The following is a 13,854-nucleotide window of genomic DNA, read 5'->3' on the forward strand; positions in this document are numbered from 1 at the left end:
AAAGAATGAGTATCCTTATTCATGGCTGTGCATTCGCAAAAAAAACCGCCGGAGCGCTGAATTGACGTCAAGCATTGATCAGGGCGGCGGCTTCCATGGCAAAATAGGTCAATATCATCTCCGCTCCGGCCCGTTTAATGGACGTCAGTGTTTCCATCATCACTTTCTGGCCGTCGATCCAGCCCATTTTTTCGGCCGCCTTGATCATGGAAAATTCGCCGCTGACATTGTAGGCCGCCACGGGCAGGTCCACTTCGTCCCGGATCCGGCAGATGATATCTAGGTACGGCAGGGCCGGTTTTACCATGATGATGTCGGCGCCTTCCTCGACATCCATGGTGGCTTCCCGGATGGCTTCCCGGGCGTTGGCCGGGTCCATCTGGTAGCTGCGCCGGTCTCCGAACTGCGGGGCGCTCTGGGCCGCTTCCCGGAAAGGCCCATAGAAAGACGAACAATACTTGGCCGCATAGGACATGATCGGAATCTGCGAGAAATCGTTTTCGTCCAGCGTCGCACGGATTTCAGCCACGCGGCCGTCCATCATATCCGAAGGGGCCACCATGTCCGCCCCGGCTTTGGCGTGGGACAGGGCCGCTTTGGCCAGCAGGTCCAAGGTGGCGTCGTTGTCCACGGTCTGGCCGTCGATAAACCCGCAGTGGCCGTGGTCGGTGTATTCACACAGGCAGACGTCCGTGATCACCACCAGGTCTGGAAGCTTGTCCTTAATGGTTTTGACCGCACGCTGGACGATACCGTCTTTGGCGTAGGCCTGAGTCCCCAGCGCATCTTTTTTGGATGGAATGCCGAACAGGATGATCGCCGGAATGCCCAGATCGAAGGCCTGTTTGGCCGTTTTCACCAGATTGTCCACGGAGAGCTGGAAGTTTCCGGGCATGGCATCGATGGGGTTTTTCACGCCCTTGCCCTCGATGGCGAACAGGGGCAGAATCAGGTCATCCACGGAAAGGGTGGTTTCGCGCATCATCCGTCTCAGGGTCTCGTTGCGACGCATCCTTCGGGGGCGGTAGTCGGGAAAAAGCATGGGGTCTCCTTGGAGTTCGGGGGTCCGGGTCGTCGGTTTCCGTGGTGAATGTTAGACTGTTTGGGCGATTTCTTCGTCCGTCAGGTAGCAGGCCGGGTCCGGTGCCCAGACATCGCCGGTGACCGCTTCCGCCCGCACCCGGAAATTGCCTCCGCAGATGTCCAGCCAGGCGCAACCGGCACAGCGGCCCGTGACATACTGTTTTTTCGTTTTGAGCTGGCGCAGCAGTTCATCCTCCGGTTCGGTCCAGATCTTGGAGAAGGGGCGCTGGCGAACGTTGCCGAAGCTGTGGTGACGCCAGAACTGGTCGGCATACACCTCGCCGTCCCAGCTCACGCAGCCGATTCCCCGGCCGGAGTTGTTGCCCTCGTTCATTTTGAGCAGTTCCAGGACCTCGGCGGCTCTTTCGGGATCCTCCCGGAGCATGCGCAGGTAGAGATACGGGCCGTCAGCGTGGTTGTCCACGGTGAGCACCTCTTTGGACAGGCCCTTGTCGTAAAGCGCCTTGGTCCGGTCGATGATCAGGTCCACAGCCTTGCGGGTATCGTCCAGAGACAGATCCTCCTTGACCATCTCGGAGCCCCTGCCGGCATAAACCAGATGGTAGAAGCAGACCCGCGGGATGTCCATGGTCTCCAGAAGATCGAAAATCGCGGGGATTTCGTCCACGTTGAACCGGTTGATGGTAAAGCGCAGCCCCACCTTGATGTCCGCGTCCTGACAGTTGCGGATCCCTTCCAGGGCTTTGTCGTATGCACCGGGAACGCCGCGGAACTTGTCGTTGATCGGCTTCATGCCGTCCAGGCTGATACCCACATAAGAGAGCCCGATGGATTTGAGGGTTCGGGCAACCGTAGGGGTGATCAGGGTGCCGTTGGTGGAAATTACCGCCCGCATGCCTTTATCTACGGCGTAGGCGGCCAGTTCGGGGAGATCTTTGCGCACCAGGGGTTCGCCGCCGGAAAAGAGCATGACCGGCGCCCCGAAAGCGGCCAGGTCGTCGATCAGGGCCTTGCCCTCGGCCGTGGTGAGTTCGTCGGCAGGGGCCTGTTCGGTGGCGTGGGCGTAACAGTGAACGCATTTAAGATTGCATTTGCGGGTGACGTTCCATACCACCACCGGCCGCTTGTCTTTGGAAAACTGCAGCAGGTGGGAGGGCAGGGCGGACGAATGCCTTCCATAACGCAAGGCGTCCGAGGGTTCCACAGTTCCGCAGTACAGCTTCGATATTCCAATCATTTGGTTGGGTCGCCTTCCAGCAGGTTGTCGGGTTTCAAGGGCAGTTGCGATTGCTTTTTTTCTATGGGCGCAAGGAGGTCGGCAATGTAGCTGTCCGGCTTTTCCAGGGCCTCACGGGTGATGAAAAAACGGGTCCGCCCCGTTTTCTGGCGCACCAGCTTGAGTCCGTGTTCGAAATCGGCAGTCAAATTCCGGTAATACCCTTCCGGTGTACTCCCGGAAGCGAAACAGCGTTCGAGGATATAATCGATGGCTTCCTCTTCCAGAACGATGTTAATACCATGATTTTTGATAAAGTAAAGTTCTATGGTCTTGGTCTCTTCGTAGAAAGCCTTGATTTTTTTAAGCACTTTCCCGATGTCGCTGACCCGGCTGCAATAGACCTCCGCGGCCAGGGCAATGCGTGACGCGGTCAGTTGAAGGCCGTATTTTTCGCCGAAGGTGGCGCTGTTGTCCATTACGTAGTCGACAATGCGCTGGCGCTCCTGAACGGAAAGCGCCTCGAATGTCCGCCGAATGCCCTCGTCCTCGGGATTGTCGAGCAGCATTTTCAATGTCTGTTCCGGCGATTCGATCATTTCCCGGGTCACGGCCAGTTGTTTGATGCCGGTGGAGGGCAGCGTTTTTTCGAAAAGCAGCAGGGCGCCTTCCACGGCGCTGACCAGCCCGCGGGCGCCCGTATTTTCGTCATAGGCACGCGCGGCCAGAAGATCCAGGGCCCGGGTCTGGAATTTGACGTCTATGCCGTAGGCGGCAAAGTCCAGTTTTTTGCCTAAAATGATGGGGTTGTTGGGGTTTTTCAGGATGTCCGCGAGATCCGCTTCGGTCAGCCGTTCGAACACGGCGCGCACGGGAAGCCGTCCGACAAATTCGGATTCGAAGCCAAACTGGACCAGGTCCTCGGATTTTACCCTCACCAGAAGGTCCTCTTCCTGGGCCGGGTTGGAGATGGACGCCCCGAATCCGATCCTCTGGTCGGCGATGCGACGTGAGACGATCTTGTCCAGTCCTGAAAATGCGCCGCTCATGATGAACAGGATGTGCCGGGTGTTGATGCTGCTTTTTTCTTTTTTGCCGGTTTTCCTGAAGCGGTCGATCTCCTGCAGCATGGAAACCGGATCATGGGGAACTTTCAGGTCCACCTCGGTCTCTTCCATGGGTTTGAGCAGGGCCCGCTGAACGCCCGTGCGGGAAACATCGGCGCCGATCAGATTGTGGCTGGAGGCGATTTTGTCGATTTCGTCGATATAGACGATTCCATACTGGGCCAGGTCCATATCCCCGTTGGCCTCTTTGACCAGATCCCGCACCAGATCCTCCACATCACCGCCGACATAGCCCGTTTCGCTGAACTTGGTGGCATCGCCCTTGACGAAGGGCACGCCAATCTTCTTGGCGATGAGACGCACCAGGTAGGTCTTGCCCACGCCAGTGGGGCCGAGCATCAGTACGTTGTTTTTGATGACGCCCACCATGTCATTTAAGGTATCGGGTGCATTTTGAACGTGCTTGATGCGGTTGAAGTGGGTGCAGATCTTGGTTGCCAGGATGTCCTTGGCCGCCGTCTGCTTGACCACGTACTGGTCGAGATGGGCGATCAGATCCTGGGGCTTCAGGTCGAATTCGATCGTCTTCCGACTCTTGGGTGGCTTTTCGCCTTCGTCGGTTTTGGCGGACTGGGGCATGACGATGGGGGTTGCCAGCTTGACACTGCCGCCGAATTTTTTCGCCAGAAAGTCGCCCAGTTCCTTCTCGAGTTCCTTGGGGTCGGGTACTTTTTCGTTCAATTCTTTCATAATCCGTGACTATAAGCATATGCCCCGCCAAATTCAAGCCCGTCCGGCCGTCATTGTCGCAGCCAGCAGCCTGCATCGCCATCGTTCACAAACAAGGACTCAAGAATCCGGGCTAAAGACCGATAACGATAGTTGGTGCCGGTGGCCAACGGCGCTGTCGGGCGTGAAATCGGAAAAAATAATTGTTGACACCGAGGGGAAGTCGATTAAATTAACCTTTTAGCGAGCCGCACGCAACGATCAGGCGACGGGCGAAAAAAGGATCCATGGACTCTATTAACCGAATTCAGTTTGAATCCCCCGATTTAAATACCCTGAACGGCACCAATACGGTTGTCGATCTTCACTTTCATTCCTGTCATTCCGACGGGGCCGATTCGGTGGAAGAAATTGCCGAGCGTGCCAGACAGTTGGGCATCGGCGTGGCCATCACCGATCACAATGCCATCGAAGGGGCGGTCCGGTTGGCCGGCATCGAAGATGTCTTCAGCATCCCCGGAATCGAAATCACTTCCCGGGAAGGTGCCCACATACTGGTTTACTTCTACCGCATCGACGATCTCAAGGCCTTTTACGCCGCCCACATTCAGCCATACATGGGCCCTTCGGTAATGTCCTCTGTCGACCGGGATGTGGAGACCATTGTGCGGTCTGCCAGGAACTATAAAAGCGTGGTCGTGTTTCCCCATCCGTACTCCGCCGCTTTTACCGGTATCTGCAACCACAGTTTTTCCGATGCCCAACTCGATCGCCTGCTCAAGATGGCCGACGGGGTCGAGGTGATCAATTCCGAGAACCTGAAACGCTGGAATCTGAAAAGCGCCCTGCTGGGATTCAATCTGGACCGGGCCATCACCGGCGGCAGCGACGGCCACAGTGTCGCCCAGATGGGAAGCGTGGTCACCTACGCCGCCTGTGCGCGCAGCCGGAAGGCCTTTCTGGACGCGTTGAGCCGAAAACAGGCCAAGGTGGTGGGGACCGAATCGAAACTGCTGAAAAAAATCCAGTCCAACGGCGCCAAACTGAAAATCAGCATTAACAACTATCCCGACCTGGTGGAAAAGAACATCCGCTACGGGAAAAGCGTGGTTCGCTTCCGGACGCGCAAGGCCGCCGAGAAAATCTGGCAGCGTATCGGCGACAGGCATCTCAAAAAAGCGTTCTACCTGGTAGCGGGGCTGACCTTTCTGAAGATCAATTACAACGCCCTTCCCTTGATCATGTTTTCCCTGATCACCTGATTTCAAGCCGGAAATTAAAACAATTGAGATGTTTCGTCATGCCGGACTTGATCCGGCATCCAGGAAAATTCGGGATGCCGGCTTCCGCCGGAATGACGGACGCTTGAGGTATTTAACCGCCGAAGAAATATTTATTCATCGTCTCCGGGGCAGCCCCTCGATGTTGGGCAGGCAGAAGGAAAATTCGCTCTCGAAGCCGCATGCCGGACAGTGGTAGGTGATGACGGCGGACCGGCACTTCAATGAATCCAAAATGTCCGAATCGACGGTCAGCAATCCGCCGCAGCGGCATGCCGCCGGCACCACAAGATCGCAGGCAATTCCTGCGATTTCCTCTTTCTGCAGGGTGAAGACGCCTATCCCGGCCTCGGTCCATTCTTCCAGCAATTCCTTGTAAAACCGGCGTGTACGGGCAGCGCGTATCCGGGCCATGGATCTTCCCGTGGCTGTCATGAGCGTGTCGGGTGCGTGTCGGGCGTAGGTCAACTCGGTGCCGGCCCGGATCAGCAGTGCGTTGTCGAGGAACTGCCGGCGAAGGGCTCTCTTGACGAAAAACTGGGCCGCGCCCATGTGGCCCAGCTTGTCCAGACAGTCGGCATCGTACACCGCCCGTCCGATGTCGTTGGTTGCCTCCGCCTCCAAAAAGGTGGAAAGGATGGCGCCGGTAATCGTCGGAAGCCACTTTTCATAAGCACTGCCCATCAGAACCTTTCGGGCGATGCGGACGGCATGCTCCTCCTCCGGCGCGTCATTTTCGTGATAGCGCCCCTGAACGAATTTGCCGCTGTCGTGCAGCAGTCCGGCCAGCAGGGCCGGTTCTTGCTGCCACCCCTCCAGGGTGGCAATGTGATGGGCGATGCAGGCCACCCGCGCGCTGTGGGCCCAGATGCTGGAAAAGGCTTCCCCTTCGCAGCCGCGTTGATAGGCGTTTTCCTGCTCGATCAGAATGCGGCGAATCTCCTGCCAGATGTCCGTCGCAATGGAATCCAGCACTATCGGGACGCCGGTTTCAGAAAACGGCCCATGGACGGTCGGACGGTTTTCGACTTCCGGAAGCGGCTTTTTTTGCGTCGGCCCTGTTTTTTTTAACGATTCCGTCATCGTTTCCAACCCTGTGACCATGGTGAATGGGAAATACTGTTTCCACCGGGATTCCGAGCGATGCTTATGGCACATTGCGCCAGTCAAGGCAATGGAAGAGCCGTTGCTATTCCCGACGGTTTGGGACAAAATGAGATGATATGGTTTCGATTTTTACAATGGAACGAAAGCGATGACGACTCTTTCACAAAAGAAACAAGAATCTCCGGACCGGCGTTCGCGAATCGTCGGGGCGATGCTGGGCGGCGCAGTGGGCGACGCCCTGGGGGGGCCGGTGGCCTTTATGGATATCGCAGCCATTCGGGATCGGTACGGTAAGGCCGGTATTTATCGAATGGAGGCGGCCTACGGACGCAGGGGAGCCATTACCGACCATACCCGCATGGCCCTGTTTACGGCCGAAGGGTTGATTCTCTCGCAGGTTCGCCAGGAATATGCCTGTGGGGAGCTTGCTGCGACGGCCCTGTACCATGCCTATCTGCGCTGGCTGATCACCCAGGATAGCAACGACCAGAGGGAACTCGTCAGGCAGCATGGCTCCTGTGCGGTGGTTGACGGCGTTCTCGCCGGGTATCGGGAACTGTCCGCAGGGCGGTCGCCCTGCCGGAGCTGTTTGTCCGCGCTGCGGTCGGGAAAAATGGGGACCATGGATCGGCCCGTCAACTACAGCAGGGGCTGCAGCGGATTAACGCGGGTGGCGCCGGTTGGCCTGATATATGTGGATGCCCGCAAGGCCTTTGACCTGGGCTGCACGTCTGCGGCCATTACCCATGGCCATCCAGGCGGTTATCTGGCGGCAGGCTTTCTGGCCGCCCTTTTGCCCCACCTCGTATCGGGGGGTTCCCTGAGCGATGCGATGGCTGATGCGACCGGCATTCTGACCACTTACAACGGCCATGGGAAGTGCCTGCAGGCGGTCGAAAAGGCAGTGGAATGGTCCCATCGCCGGCAACCTGTCACGCCGGAAGTTTTGGCCGCTCTTGGGGAAGGTCATATGGCCGAAGAGGCGCTGGCCATCGGGCTGCTTGCTGCACTGGCCGCAGACCGGGATTTTCGGCAGGGGGTGCTGGCGGCCGTCAACCACTCCGGGAACAGCGGCGCCACCGCTGCCATTGCCGGTATGATTCTCGGCGCCGGCTGCGGAGTCGACGAGATTCCGGACGAATGGCTGGCGGAGCTGGAGTTGAAGGGCCTGATCGAGGAGACGGCCATGGATCTCTTCGATCAGGTGAAATCGAAATTGGGGCAGGCGTAGGACCGTCTATTTCAATGCACAAAGGAAAAATGATGAACCCGGACGTTCTGAGCAATATGGCCCACATGACCTATGGGATCTATGTACTGACCACCCGGTCCGAGGAAACCATCAACGGTATGATTGCCTCCTGGGTGAGCCAGGTCTCTTTCGATCCGCCGCTAATCATGGCGGCGCTCCACCCCAACCGCTATTCCCATGGACTGATTGAGAAAAGCGGCCATTTCGCCTTGCACAGTCTCCACCGAGCCCAAAAAGACCTGCTGGGACGCTTTAAGGGGCCGGACCCCGCCGCGAAATTTGACGGTTTGTCCTGGCGCGACGGAATAACCGGCAGCCCGATTCTGGCGGATTGCATCGGCGCCATGGAGTGCCGCGTTGTACGAACCCTGGCCCCGGGCAATCACACCCTATTCATAGGTGAGGTAGTCAACGCGGTTTTCAACGGGGAAAAGACGCCGCTTTGCACCCTGGATTATTCCGGCTGTTATCTGGGAAAAGCTTAGCGCAGGCGGCCCGGCCTACAGGTTCTGTGGGGACAGGATCATTTCCCGGTTGTTCAGCATCAGCTTGCCGTCGATGGTTTCGGCCGCGTGGACCAGGTTGCCCCCATCTTTCACGAAGAGACCGGTCTGCATGCCGGGGTACAACGGAGTGACCAGTTTCGGGTCTTCACCGACCAGGTTCGCAGGCAGGCTGAGATCCGATTTCAGATAGAAAATTTCGAACAGCAGTTCCGGCTGGCTGACAACAGGTGCGAATTGCATGAACGTCATGTCCTTGAGCAGGCGCAGGGTCACATCGCCCTTGATCTGCCCATCACCGAGTTGGACGTCCAGGTCCGAGACCTTGAATTCTAGTCCCTGCTTTAACAATTTTTCATAGGCGGCGATCATCTGAAGGCCTACCGCCGCCATCTGCTTTTTCATGGCTTCCCCGACCTCCTCGGCGTTAGCATCCATGGCGGCCATGCTGCCCAGCACCTGGCTCATGTTCCGGGTATACATCTGCATGAACGTCTCGTACCCTTCGACGTCCAGGCCGCTGGTGGCCAGGCGGACGGAGGCGCTGTCGACCGTTTGCTGATCGGTTTTCATACCATCGATGGAAAACAGCGCCTCGCCGTTGATTTTCGAGCGATCTTCGTTCAGACCAAGAAGGTAGCTGCCCTTCATCTCTTTCATTTCGAACGAATTGTCCTTTTCGCGAAGATTGACATCGCGCATTGCGAAGCTGAAATCCCCGTTCCAGATAAATGTGGTGAAACGGGTCAGCGCCGATTCCAACGAGATTTTACCGATGGATACGACTTCGCCGGCCGACAAACCTGCCCAATTGCCCGATGAAGTGAAGTGCTTCAGTTCACGGTCCGTTTTCGTGACCATGCTGCCAGCCTGAATATCGATGGTTTCGTTGTCGAGGACAACCGAAAACGGATCCAGCGCGACCGTACTCTCGATGCTTCCCGTAAGACCATAGCGGGTCGTGATATGGACCGGATCTCGGCCCTGGAGCTTTTCGGCCACAAACGCTGCATACCAGGGGTTTTCCAAGAGGCTGGTGGTAGACACAACACCGGCGAATCCATGTTTGGCGGTATCTTTGAAAATGACTTCGTTGATCGGATAGATGTTCTTGAGTGCGCCAAGGTCGATCTTCCACTCGATATCCGATGCCAAATACCCCCGGTGGTAATCGACGATTTCAAGCGAATAGCCGGCGCCGGTATCGGCATACAGTGCATTTAAGTCCGTAAACGCTTGACGGACGGTTTTTTCCATGACCAGACCGCTTGCGAGGGGGATGCACACCACTCCTGCAATGATTACTGCCAGCATCGCGACGATTGCTTTTTTCATAGATGCTCCTCAGCCCGAATAATGAACCTGATTAATGAGTTGGTTTTGGGAAATCCGGTTTCGTTTCCCGCATGCCTGTGGATCGATAAATGATGGAAAGCAAATTTCATGCGCTGTTTTGGGAATATCGGTTCCACTGCTGCCGGTTTCGCCTTTTTGGGTAAAAGAAATTGGATTCTCTGAGCGAGCCAAGGGAAATAAAAGTCGCCTGCTTGGTTAACCGACATTGGATGTAACAAAAAGTGTCAAAATTTTGCCGATTTTCGTCTATTCCACGAGCCGCTGGAGATATATGCCAGCGACTGAAGGAAGCTCCTGTGGTCCAGGCTAAATCTTATTTTTCCATATCTTCGAAAAAGATCCTGCAAAGAAGACATCCGCCAGTCTCTTTTCCCCCTGCATTCAAGTTTAACAACCATTTGCCGAAATAAACGTATCTGAGGGAAAGAACCTATGGACACTGCCGAAAGTATATATAAACCAAGTTTTATCAAGACGATACGCCAATGGGTGATTATATCCCTGATCCTTTTGGCGGCCATCTTGTTTTTTACTCACACCATAAAAAGCACGCTCGAGGCCGAATCCCAAGCCAGAGAAATACGGACCCGCTATATCGAGGCTCAGCGGGCACTCATCACCTACGAGGGCAACAGCGTTGGCAGAATCATCGATTATGAAATCGAAAAATCACTTCAGGAGGCCAAGGACAAAATTAAAAGTCGGGTGTATGAGGCCTATTCCATCGCGCTGAATCTTTATGAACAAAATGTCGGAAGCAAATCGGACCAGGAAATAAAAAAACTGGTCATCGATGCGCTGAGACCCATCCGTTTCAGTCAGGGAAGCGGCTACTATTTCATGACCGATTTAAACGGGATTTCGAAGCTGTTACCCATCGATCCCAGTCTGGAAGGAACCAGTATCATCGATTCCCGGGATATTCGAGGTAAGTATCTTATCCGGAACGCGATAGCGATCGCTAAAAACCAGGGTGAAGGTTTCAATCATTACTACTGGACCAAACCGAATCAGGGAGATCGGGAGTTCGAGAAGATTTCCTATATCAAACGGTTTGAACCGTTTGACTGGTATATCGGAACCGGCATTTATCTTGATTTTATCGAGGCCAGGACCAAAGCGGCGGTATCGCGTTACGTGGATTCCAATCGCTTCGGGGCCAACGAGCAGGGCTACGCGTTCGTCATCGAGCTGTTGAACATCAACGGTGGTAAAAATTTCGGCAGGATGTTCGCCAATCCCAATAGGCCTGATATTATCGGAAAATTAATCTCCGACGATGTCAAGGACGCCAAAGGCAAGATGTTTCGAAAAGAGTATTTAAAAGGCTTGCGCGAAAACGGCGAGTGCTATGTGGACTACTGGTACCATAAGATCGACCATACGGAAGCGAGTCCCAAGATCAGCTTCCTCAAGCTTGCCGGTAATGGCCGTTTCATCGTCGCCGCCGGTGTGTACCTGGATGACGTTGAAGATGAAATCAGGCGCATGCATGCGGACATGAAAATCAGGCTTCGACGGGACCTTTTCGTCATCATCTTGATTTTTATGCCGGCCATTATCAGTGCCATAGCGCTGTTCAACGTCATGAGCAGAAGGCTCAAGTCTGACTTCGACCTTTTCGTCGATTTTTTTAAGCGGGCTGCCGTAACTTCGAAATTTATCGATCAGGACAAAGTCCGGTTTAACGAACTCGACCAACTCGCCGGATATGCCAATTGGATGCTAACCAGGAAAACGGAAGTTGAAGATGCCCTGAGAAGGAAACATGCGCATCTGGAACACTGGGTTTCCGAACAGAAAAGGACGGCGGGAGAACTTCGAAAAAGCGAGGAAAAATACCGTATATTGGTCGAGAACGCCAATGATGCCATTTTCATCAATCAGGATGGCATGTTGAAGTTCTGCAATCCCTTCACGGAAAAACTGACCGGTTACTCAAAAGAGGAACTGATGGTCATGCCGCTGTCGGAACTTGTGCATCCGGACGACCGCGATGATGTCAGGGCGCTGCATGAAACATGGCTGTCGGACAGGCAACCGGCATTTTCGGATCAGCCCTTCAGACTCGTCCGCCAGGACGGTCGCACCGTATGGGTTCAAGCCGGCATCGTTCTTGTGGAGTGGGAGGACAAACCGGCCACGCTTAACTTTCTGCGCGATGTGACCAAGCAGAAGGAGCTTGAAAAGAAGCTGGTCCAAGGCCAGAAGCTCGAAGCCATCGGAACCCTGGCGGGCGGCATTGCCCACGACTTCAACAACATCCTTTCCGGTCTGCTCGGCTATACCCAGCTTGCCCTGCACGATGCCGAAGACATGCCCGCGATGAAAAGAAAGCTGCTGCAAATTCTGAAGGCCGGCGAAAGGGCAGCCGATCTGGTCCGTCAGATCCTCTCCTTCAGCCGAAGCCAGAAGGTTGAACGCAAACCGATCAGCCCCCTTATCATTGCCAAGGAAGTCCTGAAACTCATCCGGGCAACGATTCCCGCGAACATCGAAATCAAGCAATCCCTGAATTCCGAAGGATGTGTACTTGCCGGTGCAACCAATATCCACCAGATTATAATGAACCTGTGCACGAACGCGGCCCATGCCATGCGGGAAACGGGCGGCATTCTCTCCGTAAGCCTCGAGAATGTCACGTTGGGCAAACAGGATCTTTCTCTCCATCCCGGCGTCGAGTCCGGCGATTTTCTCAAGATCTCCGTTGAAGACAATGGAATCGGCATGACCAAAGAAGTCCAGCAAAAAGCGTTCGATCCTTTTTATACCACCAAGGGTCCCGGGGAAGGCACCGGAATGGGACTGGCTTCCGTTCACGGCATCACCGCGGATCTGGGCGGATTCGTATCGTTTTACAGCGAATTGGGCCAGGGAACGTCCATGCATGTCTTTCTTCCACTGATCGCTGAAGTTGCCGAAATCGAAAATGGCGCGGACAAGGTACCCGTTAAGGGCGGCACGGAGCGAATCCTGTTTGTTGACGACGAGCCAACCCAAAGAAACCTTGCCGAGGATGCGTTATCCCAGTACGGCTACCGTGTGACGGCATTTTCGGACGGCGCCGATGCCATGGCGCATTTTCAGAAGGATCCCATGGGCTATGACCTTCTCATTACCGACATGACCATGCCGAACATGACGGGCGATAAGCTTACCCGGAAGGTTCATCAACAACGGCCGGACATTCCGGTGATACTGTGTACCGGCTACAGCGAAATTATGGACGAAAAGAGAGCTGAATCGTTGGGTATCGATGCCTTTTTATACAAGCCGGTCATCATAGCAAAGATGCTGGAAACCATTCGTGAGGTTTTGGATCGGAAGATGTAGGATTCCAATTTTTCCAGGTATGCAGTTTCTTGTCATATATACGCGGAGGCCCGATTCAATCGGTTCTGCAGACAAGCATAAAAAAGGGCACCTTTTCAGGTGCCCTTGATTGAATCCATCCAGTGGATGCGTTTCTTTGCCGACGATCAATAATAGACACCGGCTTTCATCACATAAAATCCGGAGCCCACAAAGTAATCCGTATCCGGAATGCGGTAGATGAAGGTATGCTTGGGTTTGATAACGTGTTTGCCGGGCACTTCGTAGACGTATTTGGTCCATCCTTTCCCTTGACTGGCTTTTTTGATGAAATCTCTGCGACACCTCGGGTAACGGCCCATACTCCTGGGTCCCCTGGAGTTGGTTTGACCCATCGACCCTGCCCAAGATAGAACAAACCCGGTGAACGGTTCTACGAAGGAAGATATGCCGAATCGGAGGTGTTATCGTATACTCGACAATAGTTGGTGCGTGTGTACCAATATTTCAAGCATCTTGCACCCAATTCAATTTTTTCAATCGGAATTGTTTTCGCGGCAGGAACAAGCGATTCTTTTCGTAGAAAATGTTCGGGGCCGAAAGCGATACGTTTCGCTTCGGCCCCGAATTTACTGCCATCGGAAAAACCGGTTGATTCAGTGTTCGATATTGCGCGCGATCGTGTTATTCTCCCGGCACTTCGGGCACTTCAAATCCCCACCAACCCTGTTCCATTGATTTTTGCATGTCTTCATCGGTCGGGTTTCGATAACCGAACCAGCTGAACTTCATGTGATCCCAGTTTTTGTACATGCTGTCATGTTCCATAAATTCAGATTGCTTCAGGGTTCCACTGCAACCTGCCAAGTATAATGCCAACAGCGTAAAAATAATTGCTTTTTTCATCTCCTCTCCCTCCTATTGAAAAATTAATGTCCTGCAACTCAAAAACCCACATTCATTTTCAATTTAAGCAATACTTTTAAAA

11 protein-coding genes are annotated in these 13,854 nt (G+C 54.5%); 4 read left to right on the plus strand and 7 right to left on the minus strand.

What is annotated here, in order from left to right:
• Nucleotides 1–67: 67 nt before the first annotated feature.
• The 3 genes from hemB to GN111_RS32980 are packed head-to-tail and all read right to left on the minus strand — an operon-like array spanning nt 68 to nt 4,077.
• Nucleotides 68–1,042: a porphobilinogen synthase gene (gene hemB, locus GN111_RS32970; protein ID WP_155307805.1), complete on the minus strand. Its 975-nt coding sequence runs from the start codon at nt 1,040–1,042 to the stop codon at nt 68–70.
• A gap of 51 nt (nt 1,043–1,093) precedes the next feature.
• Nucleotides 1,094–2,281, minus strand: a complete 1,188-nt coding sequence (gene ahbC, locus GN111_RS32975) for a 12,18-didecarboxysiroheme deacetylase (protein WP_155307806.1) — start codon at nt 2,279–2,281, stop codon at nt 1,094–1,096.
• A complete protein-coding gene (locus tag GN111_RS32980) occupies nt 2,278–4,077 on the minus strand; it encodes an AAA family ATPase (protein WP_155307807.1) in 1,800 nt (599 codons plus the stop codon). Before GN111_RS32980 ends, ahbC begins: the two co-directional genes overlap by 4 nt.
• Nucleotides 4,078–4,343: 266 nt before the next feature.
• Here GN111_RS32980 and GN111_RS32985 point away from each other — a divergent pair, with 266 nt between their 5' ends.
• Nucleotides 4,344–5,318 (plus strand): PHP domain-containing protein, encoded by a 975-nt coding sequence (locus tag GN111_RS32985; RefSeq protein ID WP_155307808.1) that lies wholly within the window; start codon nt 4,344–4,346, stop codon nt 5,316–5,318.
• Between the two features lie 135 nt (nt 5,319–5,453).
• Here the strand turns inward: GN111_RS32985 and GN111_RS32990 are convergent, their stop codons facing one another.
• Nucleotides 5,454–6,419, minus strand: coding sequence for an HDOD domain-containing protein (locus GN111_RS32990; protein WP_170302573.1), 966 nt, complete (start codon nt 6,417–6,419; stop codon nt 5,454–5,456).
• A 172-nt stretch (nt 6,420–6,591) separates the two neighbouring features.
• Here GN111_RS32990 and GN111_RS32995 point away from each other — a divergent pair, with 172 nt between their 5' ends.
• Both GN111_RS32995 and GN111_RS33000 read left to right on the plus strand, forming a co-directional pair.
• Nucleotides 6,592–7,674 (plus strand): ADP-ribosylglycohydrolase family protein, encoded by a 1,083-nt coding sequence (locus tag GN111_RS32995; RefSeq protein WP_155307810.1) that lies wholly within the window; start codon nt 6,592–6,594, stop codon nt 7,672–7,674.
• Nucleotides 7,675–7,688: 14 nt separating this feature from the next.
• Nucleotides 7,689–8,180, plus strand: a complete 492-nt coding sequence (locus GN111_RS33000; protein ID WP_231715625.1) for a flavin reductase family protein — start codon at nt 7,689–7,691, stop codon at nt 8,178–8,180.
• 15 nt (nt 8,181–8,195) lie between these two features.
• Here the strand turns inward: GN111_RS33000 and GN111_RS33005 are convergent, their stop codons facing one another.
• On the minus strand, nt 8,196–9,533 hold the full coding sequence (locus GN111_RS33005; RefSeq protein ID WP_155307811.1) for a DUF945 family protein: 1,338 nt from the start codon (nt 9,531–9,533) through the stop codon (nt 8,196–8,198).
• A gap of 510 nt (nt 9,534–10,043) precedes the next feature.
• Between GN111_RS33005 and GN111_RS33010 the strand changes: the two genes are divergently transcribed.
• Nucleotides 10,044–12,887, plus strand: coding sequence for a cache domain-containing protein (locus GN111_RS33010; protein WP_170302574.1), 2,844 nt, complete (start codon nt 10,044–10,046; stop codon nt 12,885–12,887).
• A gap of 146 nt (nt 12,888–13,033) precedes the next feature.
• Here the strand turns inward: GN111_RS33010 and GN111_RS33015 are convergent, their stop codons facing one another.
• Together GN111_RS33015 and GN111_RS33020 are read right to left on the minus strand one after the other, a co-directional pair.
• The gene (locus GN111_RS33015) at nt 13,034–13,228 is read right to left on the minus strand and encodes a cache domain-containing protein (protein ID WP_170302575.1); all 195 of its coding nucleotides are present in this window, start codon (nt 13,226–13,228) and stop codon (nt 13,034–13,036) included.
• A gap of 322 nt (nt 13,229–13,550) precedes the next feature.
• A complete protein-coding gene (locus tag GN111_RS33020) occupies nt 13,551–13,772 on the minus strand; it encodes a membrane lipoprotein lipid attachment site-containing protein (RefSeq protein WP_155307814.1) in 222 nt (73 codons plus the stop codon).
• Between the last annotated feature and the right edge of the window lie 82 nt (nt 13,773–13,854).

This window comes from Desulfosarcina widdelii (assembly GCF_009688965.1).
GTDB lineage: Bacteria > Desulfobacterota > Desulfobacteria > Desulfobacterales > Desulfosarcinaceae > Desulfosarcina > Desulfosarcina widdelii.

Excerpts from the sequence above, each read along its gene's own strand:
- GN111_RS32980 (WP_155307807.1), bottom strand. The coding sequence starts at position 4,077 with ATGAAAGAATTGAACGAAAAAGTACCCGACCCCAAGGAACTCGAGAAG.
- GN111_RS33020 (WP_155307814.1), bottom strand. The coding sequence starts at position 13,772 with ATGAAAAAAGCAATTATTTTTACGCTGTTGGCATTATACTTGGCAGGT.
- GN111_RS32990 (WP_170302573.1), bottom strand. The coding sequence starts at position 6,419 with ATGACGGAATCGTTAAAAAAAACAGGGCCGACGCAAAAAAAGCCGCTT.
- hemB (WP_155307805.1), bottom strand. The coding sequence starts at position 1,042 with ATGCTTTTTCCCGACTACCGCCCCCGAAGGATGCGTCGCAACGAGACC.
- ahbC (WP_155307806.1), bottom strand. The coding sequence starts at position 2,281 with ATGATTGGAATATCGAAGCTGTACTGCGGAACTGTGGAACCCTCGGAC.
- GN111_RS33000 (WP_231715625.1), top strand. The coding sequence starts at position 7,689 with ATGCACAAAGGAAAAATGATGAACCCGGACGTTCTGAGCAATATGGCC.
- GN111_RS33015 (WP_170302575.1), bottom strand. The coding sequence starts at position 13,228 with ATGGGCCGTTACCCGAGGTGTCGCAGAGATTTCATCAAAAAAGCCAGT.
- GN111_RS32985 (WP_155307808.1), top strand. The coding sequence starts at position 4,344 with ATGGACTCTATTAACCGAATTCAGTTTGAATCCCCCGATTTAAATACC.
- GN111_RS33005 (WP_155307811.1), bottom strand. The coding sequence starts at position 9,533 with ATGAAAAAAGCAATCGTCGCGATGCTGGCAGTAATCATTGCAGGAGTG.
- GN111_RS32995 (WP_155307810.1), top strand. The coding sequence starts at position 6,592 with ATGACGACTCTTTCACAAAAGAAACAAGAATCTCCGGACCGGCGTTCG.